Below are 19414 nucleotides of genomic sequence, written 5' to 3'. Positions count from 1 at the left end.
CCGGTAAGTTTGCTCAGGTTGCCCCGCGACCAGACCGGCCAGGCCGGCGAGGAACGGGTGCGTCTGATTCTTGAGAACTCAACAGTGTGTTTGATTAGTCGACGAATTAGTTTGTTATGCCCCGTTGACGTTGTTGGCTGGCTTGCCTTTGGGTGGGTTGGTTGATGGTGTCGCGGTTTCTTTGACGATGATTCTGGCAATTGATGTCAGTTTTGTTCTGTTAGGGGATGTGGCTCTCTTTTCCTTGCATGCTCTTTGGGGTGTGTGGGGTGTAGTTTTCGATGGAGAGTTTGATCCTGGCTCAGGACGAACGCTGGCGGCGTGCTTAACACATGCAAGTCGAGCGGAAAGGCCACTTCGGTGGTACTCGAGCGGCGAACGGGTGAGTAACACGTGAGTAATCTGCCCCTGGCTTTGGGATAGCCACCGGAAACGGTGATTAATACCGGATATGACTCGTGACCGCATGGTTGTGGGTGGAAAGTTTTTCGGCCAGGGATGTGCTCGCGGCCTATCAGCTTGATGGTGAGGTAATGGCTCACCATGGCTTCGACGGGTAGCCGGCCTGAGAGGGTGACCGGTCACACTGGGACTGAGACACGGCCCAGACTCCTACGGGAGGCAGCAGTGGGGAATATTGGACAATGGGCGGAAGCCTGATCCAGCAACGCCGCGTGAGGGATGACGGCCTTCGGGTTGTAAACCTCTTTCAGTACCGACGAAGCGCAAGTGACGGTAGGTACAGAAGAAGCACCGGCCAACTACGTGCCAGCAGCCGCGGTAATACGTAGGGTGCGAGCGTTGTCCGGAATTATTGGGCGTAAAGGGCTCGTAGGCGGTTTGTCGCGTCGGGAGTGAAAACGCCGTGCTTAACACGGCGCTTGCTTTCGATACGGGCAGACTAGAGGTATTCAGGGGAGAACGGAATTCCTGGTGTAGCGGTGAAATGCGCAGATATCAGGAGGAACACCGGTGGCGAAGGCGGTTCTCTGGGAATGACCTGACGCTGAGGAGCGAAAGTGTGGGGAGCGAACAGGATTAGATACCCTGGTAGTCCACACCGTAAACGTTGGGCGCTAGGTGTGGGGTCCATTCCACGGATTCCGTGCCGCAGCTAACGCATTAAGCGCCCCGCCTGGGGAGTACGGCCGCAAGGCTAAAACTCAAAGGAATTGACGGGGGCCCGCACAAGCGGCGGAGCATGCGGATTAATTCGATGCAACGCGAAGAACCTTACCTGGGTTTGACATACACCCTGCCGCTCCAGAGATGGGGCTTCTTTTGGGGGTGTACAGGTGGTGCATGGCTGTCGTCAGCTCGTGTCGTGAGATGTTGGGTTAAGTCCCGCAACGAGCGCAACCCTCGTTCTATGTTGCCAGCATGCCCTTCGGGGTGATGGGGACTCATAGGAGACTGCCGGGGTCAACTCGGAGGAAGGTGGGGATGACGTCAAGTCATCATGCCCCTTATGTCCAGGGCTTCACGCATGCTACAATGGCCGGTACAAAGGGCTGCGATCCCGTGAGGGGGAGCGAATCCCAAAAAGCCGGTCTCAGTTCGGATTGGGGTCTGCAACTCGACCCCATGAAGTCGGAGTCGCTAGTAATCGCAGATCAGCAACGCTGCGGTGAATACGTTCCCGGGCCTTGTACACACCGCCCGTCACGTCACGAAAGTCGGCAACACCCGAAGCCGGTGGCCCAACCCTTGTGGAGGGAGCCGTCGAAGGTGGGGCTGGCGATTGGGACGAAGTCGTAACAAGGTAGCCGTACCGGAAGGTGCGGCTGGATCACCTCCTTTCTAAGGAGCACACGCCCCGACCAGTGGCGAATGTTCACTGGCGCATGGTGGTGTTCACTAGTGGAATCGTCGACGCACCGGGTCTGTCTGCTCCTTCGGGGGTGGGTGGGCCGGCCCTCTTCGGGGGGTGTGGTGTTACTCAGGCCCTGCGTTGGTGGGGGTGGGGTCAAGCACACTGTTGGGTCCTGAAGGATCAGCCGTTTCGTCCCCAGCTTGTCTGGGGGTGTGGGTTGGTTGTTCTGGTCCTCCCTTCGTTCGAGGTCTCACTGTGTGGGGTCGAGAGGGTTGGTGGGGTTGTTGTTTGAGATCTGCATAGTGGACGCGAGCATCTTTGCAACTAGGAAGTTTCTGGTTGTGAATATTGTTGTGGCGTGGCCGGCTTTCCTTGCCGGTGCGCCACGTTGTGTGAGCCTGCTGCTTCTTTGATTGGGGAGTGGCGGGTGTTTCTTTGTGCGTGTCGACACGGCGTGTGTTGTTTTGACGTTGTTGAGACAAGCTATGAAGGGCACATGGTGGATGCCTTGGCATCAAGAGCCGATGAAGGACGTTGGAGCCTGCGATAAGCCCTGGGGAGTTGGCAACCAAGCTGTGATCCGGGGGTGTCCGAATGGGGAAACCCAGCACGAGTCATGTCGTGCTACCTGCACCTGAACACATAGGGTGTGTGGAGGGAACGTCGGGAAGTGAAACATCTCAGTACCGACAGGAAGAGAAAACAACAGTGATTCCGAGAGTAGTGGCGAGCGAAATCGGATGAGGCTAAACCTTGCGTGTGTGATACCCGGCAGGGGTTGCACGCAGGGGGTTGTGGGACCGCTCGACCTCATCTGCCGGTGGGGTACAGAGTAAGAAACCAGTGTGGAAGTCGAAGCCGGTTGGAAAGCCGTACCGTAGAGGGTGATAGGCCCGTAGACGTAAAGCGCTGGCTCTGGAGCGTGTTCCCAAGTAACACGGAACCCCTGAAATTCCGTGTGAATCTGGCGGGACCACCCGTTAAGCCTAAATACTCCTTGATGACCGATAGCGGACAAGTACCGTGAGGGAAAGGTGAAAAGTACCCCTGGCGGGGAGTGAAATAGTACCTGAAACCGTGTGCCTACAATCCGTCGGAGCTTGCCCCTTGTGGGTGGGTGACGGCGTGCCTTTTGAAGAATGAGCCTGCGAGTTTGCGGTGTGTTGCGAGGTTAACCCGTGTGGGGTAGCCGTAGCGAAAGCGAGTCCTAATAGGGCGATTCAGTAGCGCGCTCAAGACCCGAAGCGAAGTGATCTATCCATGGGCAGGTTGAAGCGTCGGTAAGACGACGTGGAGGACCGAACCCACTTAGGTTGAAAACTGAGGGGATGACCTGTGGATAGGGGTGAAAGGCCAATCAAACTTCGTGATAGCTGGTTCTCCCCGAAATGCATTTAGGTGCAGCGTTGCGTGTTTCTTGCCGGAGGTAGAGCACTGGATAGCCGATGGGCCCTACAAGGTTACTGACGTTAGCCAAACTCCGAATGCCGGTAAGTGAGAGCGCAGCAGTGAGACTGCGGGGGATAAGCTCCGTAGTCGAGAGGGAAACAGCCCAGACCATCAGCTAAGGCCCCTAAGCGGTGACTAAGTGGAAAAGGATGTGGAGTCGCATTGACAACCAGGAGGTTGGCTTGGAAGCAGCCACCCTTGAAAGAGTGCGTAATAGCTCACTGGTCAAGTGATTCCGCGCCGACAATGTAGCGGGGCTCAAGTCATCCGCCGAAGCTATGGCATTCACACTCAAGCTCAGCATCGACTTGATCGGTGTTCAGGTGTGTGGATGGGTAGGGGAGCGTCGTGTGGGCAGTGAAGCGTCGGAGTGATCCAGGCGTGGAGGCCACACGAGTGAGAATGCAGGCATGAGTAGCGAATCACGGGTGAGAAACCCGTGCGCCGAATGATCAAGGGTTCCAGGGTCAAGCTAATCTGCCCTGGGTAAGTCGGGACCTAAGGCGAGGCCGACAGGCGTAGTCGATGGACAACGGGTTGATATTCCCGTACCGGCGAAGTTGCGCCCATGACGAACCTGGTGATGCTAACCACCCGAAACTCATCGGACCGGACCCTTCGGGGCGAGGCTGGTGGGCGGAGCGTGGGACCCGAGCTGGTAGTAGTCAAGCGATGGGGTGACGCAGGAAGGTAGCCCAACCACAGCGATGGTTGTCTGTGGGCAAGCGCGTAGGACGTGGTGTAGGCAAATCCGTACCACTCACTTTGATGTGGAGTCTGAGACGTGACGCGGAGCCCGTATGGGCGAAGTGGGTGATCCTATGCTGTCGAGAAAAACCTCTAGCGAGCAACGAGCCGCCCGTACCCCAAACCGACTCAGGTGATCAAGTAGAGAATACTAAGGCGATCGAGACAACCATGGTTAAGGAACTCGGCAAAATGCCCCCGTAACTTCGGGAGAAGGGGGGCCCGGATCGTGTACCCACTTGCTGGGGAAGCGTGAAGGGCCGCAGAGACCAGGGGAAAGCGACTGTTTACTAAAAACACAGGTCCGTGCGAAGTTGTAAGACGATGTATACGGACTGACTCCTGCCCGGTGCTGGAAGGTTAAGAGGACCGGTTAGGCACTTGTGCCGAAGCTGAGAATTTAAGCCCCAGTAAACGGCGGTGGTAACTATAACCATCCTAAGGTAGCGAAATTCCTTGTCGGGTAAGTTCCGACCTGCACGAATGGAGTAACGACTTTCCCACTGTCTCAACCATGGACTCGGCGAAATTGCACTACGAGTAAAGATGCTCGTTACGCGCGGCAGGACGGAAAGACCCCGGGACCTTTACTATAGTTTGGTATTGGTGTTTGGTACGGCTTGTGTAGGATAGGTGGGAGACTGTGAAGCCCTCACGCCAGTGTGGGTGGAGTCAACGTTGAAATACCACTCTGGTCGTACTAGATGTCTAACCTAGGTCCGTTATCCGGATCAGGGACAGTGCCTGATGGGTAGTTTAACTGGGGCGGTTGCCTCCTAAAATGTAACGGAGGCGCTCAAAGGTTCCCTCAGCCTGGTTGGCAATCAGGTGGCGAGTGTAAGTGCACAAGGGAGCTTGACTGTGAGACAGACATGTCGAGCAGGGACGAAAGTCGGAACTAGTGATCTGGCCACGGCATGTGGAAGCGTGGTCACTCAACGGATAAAAGGTACCCCGGGGATAACAGGCTGATCTTCCCCAAGAGTCCATATCGACGGGATGGTTTGGCACCTCGATGTCGGCTCGTCGCATCCTGGGGCTGGAGTAGGTCCCAAGGGTTGGGCTGTTCGCCCATTAAAGCGGCACGCGAGCTGGGTTTAGAACGTCGTGAGACAGTTCGGTCCCTATCCGCCGCGCGCGCAGGAAACTTGAGAAAGGCTGTCCCTAGTACGAGAGGACCGGGATGGACGAACCTCTGGTGTGCCAGTTGTTCTGCCAAGAGCACGGCTGGTTGGCTACGTTCGGAAGTGATAACCGCTGAATGCATCTAAGCGGGAAGCACGTTTCAAGATGAGGTTTCCCACCACGTAAGTGGGTAAGGCCCCCCACAGAACATGGGGTTGATAGGCCGGAGGTGTACAGCAGCAATGCCCAGCCGACCGGTACTAATAGGCCGAGGGCTTGTCCCAACCACGTACAAGACCACACACGCACCACGGTCGACCCACGCGCAAAAAAACGAACACACAGTTCGCGTCCACTAGGCAGTTCCCAACCAACACACCCACCCCCACACCACCCAGCAACAGAGCTGACGTGCACCGTGGGGCAGGGGACATGGTTGAAAGAGTTACGGCGGCCATAGCGAAACGGGAAACACCCGGTCCCATACCGAACCCGGAAGTTAAGCCTTTCAGCGCCGATGGTACTGCAACCGAGAGGTTGTGGGAGAGTAGGACGCCGCCGGACATACATTGTGGAAGTGGGTTGTGGAAGTGGGGTCACCTTCGGGTGGCCCCACTTCTGCATTTCGGCGACCCTTCCACATCGGAAGCCGTGATTCCGTCCCGCGCCACTGGCTGTCCACAACTGCTTCCTGCATCGGCTTGTCCACACCTGGTCGACGGACGACCGTCGGTTGTCGGCGTGCGGGACGAGGCTTGGTCCCAGGAGGTGCACTGTGACCAAGACACAGACGAAGACGCCGGCCAGGACGCCGGACAAGAATCGGACCAAGCCACAGGGAAGGCCACGGGACAAGGCGGAGGTGGACGACGCCGGCGAGCCGCTGGCTGTCGTCAATGACGTCCGCCTGGTCGGTCGCCTCAGCGGCGACCCGGTCGTGGTGGAGCTGCCGAGCGGAGACGCCCTGGTGACGTTCCGGATCACCGTGCCTCGCAGCCCGACGTCAGCAGTGCCGCGATCTGCCGCGGGGGCGGGGCAGCGCGCCGACTCGGTGCCGTGCACCGCGTGGACCCCGCGGCTGCGCCGCAGCATCCTGACCTGGCGGACAGGGGACCTGGTCGACGTCTCGGGGGCGGTGAGGTGTCGCTTCTACCAGGCGGGAGGGGCGACGCGGTCCCGTGTGGAGGTGGAGGTGCTCGCGGCCCGGATCATGCGTCGTTCATCGGCCGCATGAGCACCCCGAGGCTCGGCTTCGGCTGGAAGGACGTGGCCTTCTCGGGCAGCAGGCCGCCAGACTCCACGAGTGCGCGCACCTGCTCGAAGTCCGGGCTCGGCAGCAGCACGGCCGGTGCGACACTGCTGGAGGCGGTGAGGGCGTCCTCCACGTTGTGGTGGTGCTCGATCCGGACGGGAGGAACGAGCAGTCGACCCAGGACCTGCTCGTGGAGCCACGAAACGGCTGCCTCTCGGGCGAGGTCGCCCGGACCGACCGTCTGCCACGTGTCCCCGTCGGTGAGCACGAGGTGCGTGCTGTCGAGGGCGCTGAGGGCGTGGTGACGGTCTTGGTGGCTGACGTCGGCTCCCGCGGCGCGGCACGCCCCTGCCAGGTCGTCGATCGTGACGCCCTGGAACGTGCGGTGGATGGCGCCCAGGAACAGGGGAGTGTCACGCTGGTCGACCAGCATGGCGAGCCCTGCGTCCCAGGCCGTGCCGGGGTTGTCCTCCTGCAGGCGGAGGTACGCCGCGTAGCGGTGGTGGCCGTCGGCCACCAAGCATCGGGTGTCGGCGAGCAGCGTGGCGATCCTGGCGAGCGTCTCCGCGTCCCGGACCGCCCAGATGCGCTGCCGCTGACCGGTGCGGTCCAAGTAGCGCCAGTCGGGGGTGCCGCGCCCGATGTCGGTCACCAGGTCACGCAGCTCCTGCTCGCCGTGGTGCACGAGGAGGATCGGGGCGGGATTGAGCTCCATCTGGCGCATCCGGTCGGCGAGCTCGCCGGCCTGCTCGGGATGGATGGCCTCGTGGGGCCAGACGGCGCGCTCCGCTATCGAGTCGGCCCGGCGGGCGACACCGAGTGCCCCGACGAGCCCGCGAACCGTCAGGCCTTCGGCGGTGTACTCGTGGAGGTAGATCGCCGGCGCCACGTCGGCGGAGGCGCGGCCTTCCTCGATCCACTGCAGCAGGCGGGAGGCGACGTCGCGATAGGGTCGCGCCAGCGCTCGCGCAGACGCCGGGTCCCCGACCCGACCGGGCGCCAGCATCACGGCCCGGAAGGGCTGGAGCGTCAGGGGCTTCGCGACGTACGGCGGCACGACGCTGGCGAAGTCCATCGGAGCATCGTAGGGGGACGTCGGTCACCGTCCGGAGAGGGGTGGAGGATGCTCGTCGAGTCGTCGACGCCCATTGTGGACGCTCATGACCTCGTCATGTTCGACCTGGACGGCGTCGTCTACGTCGGGGGTGCGGCCATCGACGGCGTGGCCGAACGCATCCAGAAGATCCGGGACAGCGGTCGGCACGTCGCCTTCGTGACGAACAACGCCTCGCGCACTCCCGACCAGGTGGCCGAGAAGCTCGAGAAGGTCGGCGTCGCGGCCTCGGGCACCGACGTCGTGACCTCCGCGCAGGCGGCCGCGCGCGTGCTCGCCGACGCCCACGACCCCGGTGCCAAGGTCCTGCTCCTCGGCGGCGAGGGATTGCGGGTGGCGCTGCTCGACGCCGGTCTGGAGCCGGTGGCGGACCCGGAGGGCGCGGTGGCCGTGGCCAGCGGCTACGGGCCGGACGTGCGATGGCGGGACATCATGCGCGCTGCGACGTTGATCCGCGACGGCCTGCCCTACGTCGCGAGCAACGCCGACCTGACCATCCCGACCCCCTACGGCCTGGCGCCCGGGCACGGCGTGCTGGTGCGGACCATCACGGAGTTCGCGGGAGTCCCCGCCGTCGTGGCGGGCAAGCCCGAGAGGCCTCTGATGGAGGAGACGGTCCTGCGCGTCGGCGGTGATCGCCCGATCATGGTGGGCGACCGCCTGGACACCGACATCGAAGGGGCTCACGCCATCGACGTCCCGTCCCTGCTGGTGCTGACCGGCGTGACGTGGCTGCCCGAGCTGGCCGCCGCCCCGCCCCGGCTGCGGCCGTCGTACATCTCCCCGACGCTGCAAGGACTGTTCGAGCCGCAGCCCGTCCCGGAGTGGACCGGCCGTCGAGCCGAGCTCGGTGGCTGGTCGGCTTCGGTCACGGACGGTCGGCTCGAGGTGACGGGGGACGGCACCGACGCCGACTGGTGGCGGGTGGCCGCGACGGCCTGTTGGGGCCACCTGGACGAGGCGGGGACGCCGGCCGACACCGCCGACGCCACTCCGCCCGGGCCGTCCCGACAGCTCGGCGACGGGTAGGCTCGCGGCCATGCAGCAGGTCCCTGACGACGCGGCGTACGCCGACCACGAGTCCACCGGCGTGGAGTCGGTCGACCGGGTGCTCGCCGAGGTCGCGGCCGTCGCCGACGCCCCGATCGGCGAGCACGTGCAGGTCTTCGAGCGGGCCCACGAGCAGCTGCGCCGTGCCCTCGACCAGCCGCCGTCCGTCGACGAGCAGGGTTCCTGACGCGCCGTGCCGCCCCGACGACTTCGTCTCGACCAGGAGCTCGTCCGGCGAGGCCTGGCCCGGTCACGTGAGCACGCCAGCGAGCTGGTCGCCGGAGGGCGGGTGACCGTCTCGGGTGCCGCTGCGACCAAGCCGGCGACCCAGGTGACCACCGACGTGGCGATCGTCGTCCGCGAGGACCCCACGTCGGTCGACTACGTGTCGCGCGGCGGCCACAAGCTCGCCGGCGCGCTCGAGGCGTTCGCCGCGCACGGGCTCGAGGTGCGCGGCAAGCGCTGCCTCGACGCGGGGGCGTCCACCGGTGGCTTCACCGACGTCCTGCTGCGCGCCGGGGCGCGGGAGGTGGTCGCGGTCGACGTCGGCTACGGCCAGCTCGCCTGGTCCTTGCAGAGCGACGACCGCGTCCACGTGCACGACCGCACCAACATCCGGGAGCTCACCCTCGACGTCGTCGGTGAGCCGGTGGACCTCGTGGTGGGCGACCTGTCGTTCATCTCGTTGGCGCTGGTGCTCGACCCGCTGCTGTCGGTGACCCGCGTGGACGGCGAGCTGGCGTTGATGGTCAAGCCGCAGTTCGAGGTCGGCAAGGACCGGGTCGGCAAGGGTGGCGTCGTGCGCGACCTGGCGCTGCGTGCCGAGTCGGTCACGACGATCGCGGACCTCGCCGCCGCGCGTGGTTGGGGTGCCGTCGCGGTGACCGTGAGCCCCCTGCCGGGGCCGTCCGGCAACGTCGAGTTCTTCCTGCTGCTGAGGCGGGGTCCGGCGCAGGTCGGGGCGGACGACATCGCCGCGGAGGTGGAGCGCGCCGCCTCGATGGGGGTGGCGGGTGAGAGGGTAGACCCGTGACCAACGACACCCCCCGGCGCCGCGTGCTGGTGGTCGCCCACACAGGCCGCGACGAGGTGCGTGAGGTCGCCCGCCAGTGCGTGCAGTCGCTCACCGGTCACGGCATCGCGGTGCGGCTGCTGCCCGACGAGGCGGCGGACCTCGGCCTCGAGGATGCCGACGGCCTGGTCGAGACGACACCGGTCGGCGACCTCCCGGGTGAGGGCTGCGAGCTGGTGCTGGTCATCGGCGGGGACGGCTCGATCCTGCGTGCCGCCGAGGTGACGCACGAGACCTGCACGCCCCTGCTCGGGGTCAACCTCGGCCACGTCGGGTTCTTGGCCGAGGCCGAGCAGGACGACGTGGAGTCCACGATCAGCGCGATCGTCGCCCGCGACTACACCGCCGAGGACCGCCTGACGCTCGACGTACGCGTCATGGTGGGCAACGAGACGGTGTTCTCCACCTTCGCCCTCAACGAGGCGAGCGTCGAGAAGGCCGCACGCGAGCGCATGCTCGAGGTGGTCGTCGAAGTCGACAACCGCCCGCTGTCGAGGTGGGGGTGCGACGGCGTCGTGTGCGCCACGCCCACGGGCTCGACGGCCTACAACTTCAGCGCCGGCGGACCGGTCGTGTGGCCCGAGGTCGAGGCGCTGCTCATGGTGCCCATCAGCGCCCACGCCCTCTTCGCGCGACCGTTGGTCGTCGCGCCGACCTCCGTGCTCGCCGTCGAGGTCCTCTCCAGGACCGAGGGGTCCGGCGTGCTGTGGTGCGACGGCCGGCGCACCGTCGACCTGCCCCCGGGCGCCCGCATCGAGGTGCGCCGTGGTCAGCGGCCGGTGCGGCTCGTCCGGCTGCAGCAGGCACCGTTCACCGACCGGCTCGTGGCGAAGTTCGGGCTGCCCGTGGAGGGGTGGCGCGGGGCCGCGGAGCGCCGGCGCCGGGAGAACGGGGACTCCGATGCTTGAGGAGCTGCGGATCAGCCAGCTCGGCGTGATCGACTCCTCGACGCTCGAGCTCGGCCCCGGCCTCACCGTCATCACGGGGGAGACCGGCGCCGGCAAGACCATGGTCGTCACCGCGCTCGGCCTGCTGCTCGGCGGACGGGCCGACTCGGGCGCGGTCCGCACGGGTGCCCGGCAGGCCCGTGTCGAGGGCCTCGTCGCGACCGGCTCGCTCGCAGGGTTCCGGCAGGCCGTCGAGGACTCCGGCGGGGAGGTCGAGGACGACCACGTCGTCCTGGCCCGCAACGTCGCCGCGCAGGGCCGTTCCCGCGCCTGGGTCGGCGGTGCCTCGGTCCCGGTGACCACCCTCGGCGAGATCGCCGAGCCCCTCGTCGCCGTGCACGGCCAGTCCGACCAGCACCGCCTGCTCAAAGCCGGCGCGCAGCGCGCGTCGCTGGACCGGTTCGGCGGTGAGTCGTTGGCCGCCACCGCGACGGCCTACGCCGAGCTGTGGGCCGAGCTGGCCGCCACCGAGCGCACCCTCGCCGAGGTCGTCGGGTCCGCCCGCGAGCGGGCGCGCGAGGCCGACCAGCTGCGGTTCGGGCTCGGCGAGGTGGAGGCCGTCGACCCGCTCCCCGGGGAGGACGCGGAGCTCGCCGCCGAGGAGACCCGACTGGGCTTCGCCGACACCCTGCGGGTGGCGGCCGAGACCGCCCGTGAGGCGCTCTCCAGCGAGGAGGGCGGCCCGGACGCGCTCGCCACGACCAGCGCGGCCCGGCAGGCCCTCGACGGAGTCCGCGAGCACGACGCGACCGCAGGCGAGCTCGCCGACCGCCTGGCCGAGCTCAACCACCTGCTCGTCGACGTCGCCGGCGACGTGGCGTCGTACGCCTCCAGCCTGGAGACCGACCCGGCCCGGCTGGCCGCGGTGTCCGAGCGCCGCGCCGCCCTGACCGCCCTGACCCGCAAGTACGGCGAGACGATCGACGAGGTGCTGTCGTGGGCCGAGGACGGCTCCAAGCGGCTGCTCGACCTCGAGGACACCGGCGGCCGGATCAGCGAGCTCGAGCAGCGTCGGGACCGGATCCGCGGCGAGCTCGGCGCCCTGGCCTCCACGTTGAGCGCGCAGCGCACCGAGGCCGCGACACGGCTCGCCGCGGCCGTGAGCGACGAGCTCACGTCCCTCGCCATGCCGCACGCGACGGTGACCATCGCCGTCACCCAGCACGAGACGCCCCGCCCCGAGACGCCCGCCGGACCCCAGCTCGAGGTGGACGGCCGCTGGGTGCGGGCCAGCTCGCACGGCGTCGACGAGGTGGAGTTCCTGCTCGCGGCCAACACCGGCGCCGAGGCGCGAGCCCTCCACAAGGGCGCGTCGGGCGGTGAGCTCTCCCGCGTGATGCTGGCGCTCGAGGTGTCGCTGGCCGAGACCGGGTCGGTGCCCACCTTCGTCTTCGACGAGGTCGACGCCGGCGTCGGCGGCAAGGCGGCCATCGAGGTCGGCCGCCGGCTCGCCGCGCTGGCCCGCGGCTCGCAGGTGCTCGTGGTGACGCACCTGCCCCAGGTCGCGGCCTACGCCGACCGCCACGTGGTCGTCCACAAGTCCAGCGACGGGTCGGTCACCACGTCCGGCCTGGTCACCCTCGACGAGACCGAGCGGGAGCGCGAGCTGTCGCGGATGCTCGCCGGCGTGGAGGACTCCGACAGCGCCCGAGCGCACGCCCGCGAGCTGCTGCAGGCCGCCGCGCCCGAGCGGGCGTGCCTCCCCGGGAGGCGGGGTCGCGGCTGAGAACATGGCGCGGATGAAGTTCGCAGTCCGCCCCCGCCCAGCCTCCGCCCTCCCCGGCGTCCACGGCCCCGCCCGGATCCACCGACGCACGGCCAGCGTCCTGGGTCGCCTCCGCGCCGGTGACGTCGCAGTCCTCGACCACGTCGACATGGACCGCGACACCGCCCAGTCGCTCATCGACGCCGGAGTCGTCGCCGTGGTCAACGCGAGCCCGATGATCTCGGGCCGCTACCCCAACCTCGGGCCGGAGCGGCTCGTCGAGGCGGGGGTCGTGGTGGTCGACAGCGCCGGGCCGGAGATTTTCGACCGCCTCAAGGACGGCTCCGACGTCCGCATCGACGGGGGCGTGGTGCACTCGGGCGACGCCCTCGTCGCGCCCGCGCGCGAGCTGACCCCCGACGTGGTGCGGACCGAGATGGCCCGGGCCCGCAGCGGCCTCGCCGCCCAGCTCGAGAGCTTCACGCACAACAGCACCGAGTTTCTCCGGCGCGAGCAGGACCTGCTCCTCCATGGCCACGGCGTGCCGAGGACCGCCACCGAGATGGCCGGGCGCCCCGTCGTCGTGGTGGTCCGCTCGCACGGCTGGGAGGACGAGCTGCGCGGCATCAAGCCGTTCGTGCGCGAGCAGAAGCCGGTCCTGATCGCCGTCGACCGCGGCGCCGACGCGCTGGTGAGCGCCGGGCACAAGCCCGACGTGGTCGTGGTCACCGGTGACACCGACGACCTGCCCAGCGCCGCCGTGCTCCGCAAGGCGCGCGACGTCGTCGTGCTCGTGGAGCGCGGCGCCCCGCGCACCGCCACCGAGCGCCTCGAGCGGCTCGGCATCCGCCCCCTGCGGTTCGAGACCACCGCCACCACCGAGGACGCCGCGCTGCTGCTGGCGTCCGCCCGGGAGGCCGCCCTCATCGTGGGCGTCGGCATGCACGCCACCCTCGACGAGTTCCTCGACCGCCGCCGTGCCGGGCTCGCGAGCACCTTCCTGACCCGGCTCAAGCTCGGGCCGGACCTCGTCGACGCCGCCGCGCTCCCGCGGCTCTACGACGGCGCCGTACGCCCGCGCCACCTGCTCGGCGCCGTCCTGGCGGGCGTGCTCGCCGTCGGGGCCGCCATCAGCGTGACGCCCGTCGGCCAGCAGTGGGTCGACGACGTCTCACCCTCTGTCTCCCGCACCACCACCGACCTGTTCGACGACGTTCGAGGACTCCTCCCGTGATCTCCCTGCGCCACCACGCGCTCACCATCGTGGCCGTCTTCCTGGCCCTCGCCGCCGGCATCGTGCTGGGCGGGGGACCGCTCTCCGACGTCGGGCCGACCGTGGCCACGTCGAGCCCTCAGGACGACGCCGCGGCCGACCGGTCGCAGCCGCAGGCCGACTACACCGAGCAGTTCGTGTCCACGCTCGCCCCGCCGGTCCTCGCGGGCCGCCTCGCCGACCGGTCGGTCGCCGTCGTGACGGTCCCCGGCGCCGACGAGCAGCTCGTGACCGCGCTGGCCGAGCAGGTCGGCTCCGCCGGGGGCACGATCAGCGCCCGCTACGAGCTGGGCGACGACCTCGTCGACCCCGGGCAGAAGTCCCTCGTCGACACGCTCGGCAGCCAGCTGCTGACCCAGCAGGCCGAGGGCGACGTGCCCGCGGAGGCGTCGACGTACGACCGGATCGGCCAGCTGCTCGGGCTCGCGCTGGCCACCAAGGAGGCCGGCGGTGAGGACCCCACCGGCAAGACCCGTGCGGTCGCCGACGCGATCAGCGGTGCCGGGCTGCTCACCGCGCCCGAGAAGGCCGGTCGGCGCGCGCCGCTCGTGCTGCTCGTGCTCGGCGAGGACGCGCAGGACGAGGGTGCGGACGCCGTCCTCGCAGGCCTCGTCCAGGGCCTGGCCGCCCAGGCGGCCGGCGTCGTGGTGGCCGGCGTGACGTCCGACGGCGTCAGCGCCGACGGGGAGCCCGGGCAGCTCGGCAGGCTCCGCGCCGACCCCGTCGCTGCCGGTGTCGCGAGCGTCGACGGCATCGACACCGTCGCCGGCCGCGTGGCCACGGTCATCGCCCTCCAGCGCTCGCTGACGACGCCCGGAGGCGCCTTCGGGGCCTCGGGTGCCGACGGCGCCGTCCCTCTCGGGTAGGATCGAAGCCCGTGAAGAGCCGGACGCCGACCAAGCACGTTTTCGTGACCGGAGGCGTCGCCTCCTCCCTCGGCAAGGGGCTCACCGCCTCCAGCCTGGGCAACCTGTTGAAGGCGCGCGGACTGCGCGTCACGATGCAGAAGCTCGATCCCTACCTCAACGTGGATCCGGGCACGATGAACCCGTTCCAGCACGGTGAGGTCTTCGTGACCAACGACGGTGCGGAGACCGACCTCGACATCGGTCACTACGAGCGGTTCCTCGACACCGACCTCAACCAGATCGCCAACGTGACGACCGGTCAGGTCTACTCCACGGTGATCGCCAAGGAGCGCCGCGGCGACTACCTCGGCGACACGGTGCAGGTGATCCCGCACATCACCAACGAGATCAAGGACCGCATCCTCGCGATGGGCGGCCCCGACATCGACGTGGTGATCACCGAGGTCGGCGGCACCGTCGGCGACATCGAGTCGCTGCCGTTCCTTGAGGCGGCCCGGCAGACGCGGCACGAGATCGGCCGCGACCACTGCTTCTTCATCCACGTCTCGCTGGTGCCCTACATCGGCCCGTCCGGTGAGCTGAAGACCAAGCCCACCCAGCACTCGGTGGCGGCCCTGCGCTCGATCGGCATCCAGCCGGACGCCATCGTCTGCCGCGCCGACCGCGAGCTGCCCGACGGCATCAAGCGCAAGATCGCGCTGATGTGCGACGTCGACGACGAGGCCGTCGTCACCGCCGCCGACGCGCCGTCGATCTACGACATCCCCAAGGTGCTGCACCGCGAGGGCCTCGACGCCTACGTCGTACGCCGCCTCGACCTGCCGTTCCGTGACGTCGACTGGACGGACTGGGACGACCTGCTGCGTCGGGTGCACCACCCGGCCGAGGAGGTCACCGTCGCTTTGGTCGGCAAGTACATCGACCTGCCCGACGCCTACCTCTCGCCCGCCGAGGCGCTGCGCGCCGGCGGCTTCGCCCACGAGGCGAAGGTCAACATCCGCTGGGTCGCCTCCGACGAGTGCGAGACCGAGGCGGGGGCCGCCAAGCACCTCTCCGACGTCGACGCCGTGCTGGTCCCCGGGGGGTTCGGTGTGCGCGGCATCGAGGGCAAGCTCGGGGCGCTGCGCTACACCCGCACCCACGGGATCCCGACCCTGGGCCTGTGCCTGGGCCTGCAGTGCATGGTGATCGAGTTCGCCCGCAACGTCGCCGGCCTCGGCAAGGCCGGCTCCACGGAGTTCGACCCCGAGACGGTCGAGCCGGTGATCTCCACCATCGAGGAGCAGAAGAAGTACGTCGACGGCGCGGGCGACCTCGGCGGCACCATGCGCTTGGGCCTGCAGCGTGCGGAGCTCGCCGACGGGAGCGTGGTGCGCGAGGCCTACGGCGCCCCGATCATCGAGGAGCGCCACCGGCACCGCTACGAGTTCAACGACGCCTACCGCGAGACCCTCGCCGAAGCGGGACTCGTCTTCTCGGGCATCAACCCCGAGCTCGGCCTGGTCGAGTTCGTGGAGCTGCCCGCCGAGGTGCACCCCTACTACGTCGCCACCCAGGCGCACCCCGAGCTGCGCTCGCGTCCCACCCGGCCGCACCCGCTGTTCGCCGGGCTGGTCGGTGCCGCCATCGAGCGCCAGCGCTCCGAGCGGTTCCCGATCGACGAGTCGGGGCTGCGCCGCAAGGACGAGGCCGAGGACGCCGCCGACGCCTGAGCGCCGAGCGGGCACGTCGTGCCCGTCCGTACCACCAGGACGGGCAGGAACCGCCCGGTCGGCGGCTGGGACGGGCACGAAGTGCCCGGTCGGCGGCTGGGACGGGCACGAAGTGCCCGGTCAGAGCTGCCGCGCCTCCAGGATCCGGCTCAGCACGAACGAGTTCGAGCGGAGCTGGGTGCGGGCGTAGGCCATGAGCGAGGGGTCCTCCGCCGCCGCCTCCGCCGCGGCGAGGAACGTCGCGTCGCCGGCGCCGAGGGGGTACATCGCCCGGATGGTGAGCCCCTGGTTGAGCAGGCCGCCCTTGAGCCTGGGCAGCTCCTCCAGGTAGCGGTGGGTGAACGGGGCGAGGAGCTCGGCCTGGCCGGGGCGCCAGAACGTCGAGCCGAGGACGAGCGTCTCCCGGCTCGCCGGCACGGCGTAGTCGACGAAGAACGCGCGCCACACCTCCTCCTTCGCCTCGACGTCGGGCCGCGCCGCCAGCACGCCGAGCCGGCGCATGCCGGCGTCGGGGTCGGGGTCGGCCTCTAGCAGCCGGGCGACGCGGTCCTCGTCGTAGTCGCCGAGCTCGGAGCGGCGTACGGCGATGCGCCACGCGAGGTCGAGGTCGGTGGCCTGCTCCGCGGCCGCCTCCAGCACCGACCAGTGGGCGTCGGTGGACGCGGAGGCCGCGAGGGTCCGCAGGGCGGCCTGGCGGGCGTCGGGGACCTCGACGAGGCCGAGCACCGCGTCGGCGAGTGCGCGCAGCAGGGCGGGTGACTCGGCCGCGGGTGCCCAGCGGTCGGCCACCTGGAGCGCCTGGCCGAGGAACGGCTCGATCAGCGCGGGGCTGGTCTCCGAGGCGAGGGCCCGGGTGAGGGCCGCCGACACCTCGCGCGGGGCCACGTCGCCGAGGAGCAGCAGCTGGCCGGCGGTCGCCGCCACCAGCGCCCGGTCGAGCGGGTCGTCGAGCTGGTCGACGTGGTGCAGCATCAGCTCGAGCGAGTGCTCGTCGGGCTTGACCGCGGCGAACGTGTAGTCGCCGGCGTTGACCAGGCGCAGGTCGCCCGCCGGCAGCTCGACCGGCGTGCGCCGGCCGCCGACCTCGTGCGAGGAACGGCCGACCGGCACGAGGCGCTCGCCGGAGGTGTCGAAGACAGCGATGTCGAGGCGGTGCGGCCGCGGCTCCCCGCCCTCGGGGGTCTCCACCACGAGCTCGTCGGCGGTGAGGGAGATGACGTCGGTTCCGGCCTCGTCCAGCCAGGCGCTCGTCCACGCCGACAGGTCACGCCCCGAGGCACGGGAGTAGCAGTCCATGAGGTCGTCGAGGCGGGTGTTGGAGAAGGCGAAGCGGCTGAAGTAGTCACGCAGCCCCTCGACGAAGGCGTCCTCGCCGATGTAGGCCACGAGCTGGTGCAGCACGCTCTGGCCCTTGACGTAGGTGATGGCGTCGAAGTTCGACATCGCGGCGGAGGCGTCGGCCACCTCGCCCCGGATCGGGTGGCGGGCCGGGCTCATGTCCATCTCGTAGGCCGTGCGCTTGGAGGCGGCCAGGAAGGTCGCCCACTGCTCGGTGAAGTCGCTGGCGTGGGCCATGCCCCAGTTGGCGGCCCACGACGCGAACGCCTCGTTGAGCCAGAGGTCGTCCCACCACTGCATGGTCACGAGGTCGCCGAACCACATGTGCGCCATCTCGTGGAAGATGAACTCGGCGCGGACGGCGCGCTGGGCGTGGGTCGGGGGAGTGCGGAACAGCTGGCCGTCGCCGTAGGTGACGCAGCCCCAGTTCTCCATCGCGCCGCCCAGGTTGGGCACGAAGACCTGGTCGTAGCGCTCCTGCGGGAACGGGAACGCGAACCGCTCGCCGAAGAAGGCCAGCCCCTGGCGGGTGAGGGTGACGAGCTCGTCGAGGTCGCGCTCCAGGACCGGGACGAGCGACTGGCGGCAGTAGAACCCCAGGTCGTAGCCGTCGTGCTGGCGACGTACCTCGTGGAACGGGCCGGCGTTGACCACCACGACGTACGTCGACAGGCGGGGCGTGTCGGGGAAGGTCCACACCCGCGCGTCGTCGGTCTCGTGGTCCTCGACGGTCTCGGGGGCGCCGTTGGAGGTGACGAGCCACGACGACGGCGCGGTGACGACGAAGCGGTGGGGCGCCTTGAGGTCGGGCTGGTCGAAGCACGCCCACACCCGGCGGGCCTCGTCGGGCTCGAGGCTGGTCCAGACGTAGACCAGCTTGTCGGTCGGGTCGACGGTGCGGAGGATGCCCTCGCCGGTCGCTGTGTTGGTGGTGCTGGCCTCGACGACGAGGACGTTGTCGGCGGCGAGCGCCGGCAGCGGGAGGCGGCCGTCCGCGGCCGCGGAGACGTCGAGCTCCTCGCCGTTGAGCGTCGCGCGGTGCAGGTCCATCGCGACGTCGACGAACGTGGTCGCACCGGGCTCGGAGCAGGTGAACGTGACGGTGCTGGTGGAGGCGAAGACCTCTCCGTCGAGCAGCCCGGTCATGTCGACCGCGATGTCGTAGCGCTGGACCTCGAGGAGGGCGGAGCGGGTGGCTGCTTCGTGCTGCGTGAGGGTCGACAACGTCATGGGGTGACCGTACTCACTGCGTGCGAGCGCCTGCGAGGCATGCCCTAGCGTCAGGGGCATGCCCGACGAGACCGACCTGACCGCACCCGCGCAGCCGCTCGCCGACCGGCCGATGACCTGGCCGGTGGTGTCGAGCCGCGACCTGCACCGCGACGACTGGGTGGTGGCGCTCCGCGAGGACGTCATCACCCGGCCCGGCCATCCCGAGCAGTTCAGCCGGCTCAGCCTGGAGCACCCCGGAGCCGTGATCGTGCTGGCGGTCGACGACGACGAGCAGGTGGTGTGCCTGCGCCAGTACCGGCACACGAGCGGCTACGAGTTCGTCGAGCTGCCCGCGGGCCTGCGCGACGCCGGCGACGAGCCGGCGGTGGAGACGGCCAAGCGCGAGCTCAGGGAGGAGGTGGAGCTCGAGGCGTCGGACTGGCGCCCGCTGCTGAGCACGTTCTCCAGCGCGGGGATCAGCGACGAGGTGCACGAGATCTTCCTCGCCCGCGGACTGACGCCGGCCTCCCGCGGCGACTTCGAGATGCACCACGAGGAGGCGGAGATGGAGACCTTCCGGGTGCCCATGTCCGAGCTGCTCGACGCGGCGCTCGAGGGGCGCGTGCGGCAGGGTCCGCTGGTGCAGGCGGTGCTCGCCTACGAGGTCCTGCGGCAGCGCGGCACCCTGGACGCGTCCTGACCCCGTCCGGGAGTAGTCTCGCTCCCGCTGTGAGGG

General features: G+C 68.2%; 12 protein-coding genes and 3 rRNA genes. 13 read left to right on the top strand and 2 right to left on the bottom strand.

All coding sequences use genetic code 11. The features are described from left to right. Nucleotides 1–278 precede the first annotated feature (278 nt). The 4 genes from SHK17_RS11375 (at nucleotide 279) to SHK17_RS11360 (ending at nucleotide 6368) form a co-directional block, all read left to right on the top strand. Nucleotides 279–1800: ribosomal RNA gene (locus SHK17_RS11375) — 16S ribosomal RNA — on the top strand. Nucleotides 1801–2289: 489 nt separating this feature from the next. Further along, nucleotides 2290–5418, top strand: a 23S ribosomal RNA gene (locus tag SHK17_RS11370). Nucleotides 5419–5580: 162 nt separating this feature from the next. Further along, nucleotides 5581–5698 (top strand): 5S ribosomal RNA (gene rrf, locus SHK17_RS11365). The 16S, 23S and 5S rRNA genes sit together here, the layout of an rRNA operon. A 298-nt stretch (nucleotides 5699–5996) precedes the next feature. Next, a complete protein-coding gene (locus SHK17_RS11360; RefSeq protein WP_322919271.1) occupies nucleotides 5997–6368 on the top strand; it encodes a single-stranded DNA-binding protein in 372 nt (123 codons plus the stop codon). On the opposite strand, the gene SHK17_RS11355 is transcribed toward SHK17_RS11360, so the two are convergent. Then, complete coding sequence (locus SHK17_RS11355) at nucleotides 6343–7461, bottom strand: DUF1015 family protein (RefSeq protein WP_322919270.1); 1119 nt, start codon at nucleotides 7459–7461, stop codon at nucleotides 6343–6345. The genes SHK17_RS11360 and SHK17_RS11355 overlap by 26 nt on opposite strands. A 96-nt stretch (nucleotides 7462–7557) precedes the next feature. Between SHK17_RS11355 and SHK17_RS11350 the strand changes: the two genes are divergently transcribed. From SHK17_RS11350 to SHK17_RS11315, 8 genes are read left to right on the top strand one after another with little or no spacing between them, the layout of a single operon-like run. Continuing rightward, entirely contained in the window at nucleotides 7558–8529 is a 972-nt protein-coding gene (locus tag SHK17_RS11350; RefSeq protein WP_322919269.1) for an HAD-IIA family hydrolase, read from the top strand. A gap of 10 nt (nucleotides 8530–8539) precedes the next feature. Further along, nucleotides 8540–8737 (top strand): hypothetical protein, encoded by a 198-nt coding sequence (locus tag SHK17_RS11345; RefSeq protein ID WP_172271752.1) that lies wholly within the window; start codon nucleotides 8540–8542, stop codon nucleotides 8735–8737. A gap of 6 nt (nucleotides 8738–8743) precedes the next feature. Next, nucleotides 8744–9583, top strand: coding sequence for a TlyA family RNA methyltransferase (locus tag SHK17_RS11340; protein WP_322919268.1), 840 nt, complete (start codon nucleotides 8744–8746; stop codon nucleotides 9581–9583). Further along, entirely contained in the window at nucleotides 9580–10530 is a 951-nt protein-coding gene (locus SHK17_RS11335) for an NAD kinase (RefSeq protein ID WP_322424421.1), read from the top strand. Before SHK17_RS11340 ends, SHK17_RS11335 begins: the two co-directional genes overlap by 4 nt. Next, on the top strand, nucleotides 10523–12295 hold the full coding sequence (recN, locus tag SHK17_RS11330) for a DNA repair protein RecN (protein ID WP_322919267.1): 1773 nt from the start codon (nucleotides 10523–10525) through the stop codon (nucleotides 12293–12295). Before SHK17_RS11335 ends, recN begins: the two co-directional genes overlap by 8 nt. A gap of 13 nt (nucleotides 12296–12308) precedes the next feature. Next, nucleotides 12309–13508 (top strand): putative cytokinetic ring protein SteA, encoded by a 1200-nt coding sequence (steA, locus tag SHK17_RS11325; protein WP_322919266.1) that lies wholly within the window; start codon nucleotides 12309–12311, stop codon nucleotides 13506–13508. Then, nucleotides 13505–14413, top strand: coding sequence for a copper transporter (locus SHK17_RS11320; protein WP_322919265.1), 909 nt, complete (start codon nucleotides 13505–13507; stop codon nucleotides 14411–14413). Before steA ends, SHK17_RS11320 begins: the two co-directional genes overlap by 4 nt. Before the next feature lie 11 nt (nucleotides 14414–14424). Further along, a complete protein-coding gene (locus SHK17_RS11315; protein WP_322424417.1) occupies nucleotides 14425–16128 on the top strand; it encodes a CTP synthase in 1704 nt (567 codons plus the stop codon). Between the two features lie 120 nt (nucleotides 16129–16248). Here SHK17_RS11315 and pepN read toward each other — a convergent pair whose 3' ends face one another. Then, nucleotides 16249–18696, bottom strand: coding sequence for an aminopeptidase N (gene pepN, locus SHK17_RS11310; protein ID WP_322919264.1), 2448 nt, complete (start codon nucleotides 18694–18696; stop codon nucleotides 16249–16251). Nucleotides 18697–18754: 58 nt separating this feature from the next. Between pepN and SHK17_RS11305 the strand changes: the two genes are divergently transcribed. After that, on the top strand, nucleotides 18755–19378 hold the full coding sequence (locus SHK17_RS11305; protein ID WP_172271768.1) for an NUDIX domain-containing protein: 624 nt from the start codon (nucleotides 18755–18757) through the stop codon (nucleotides 19376–19378). Nucleotides 19379–19414: the final 36 nt, after the last annotated feature.

The sequence above is a fragment of the Nocardioides renjunii genome (assembly GCF_034661175.1).
Classification (GTDB): Bacteria; Actinomycetota; Actinomycetes; order Propionibacteriales; family Nocardioidaceae; genus Nocardioides; species Nocardioides renjunii.
This window is presented reverse-complemented; position numbering and strand designations above follow the sequence as displayed.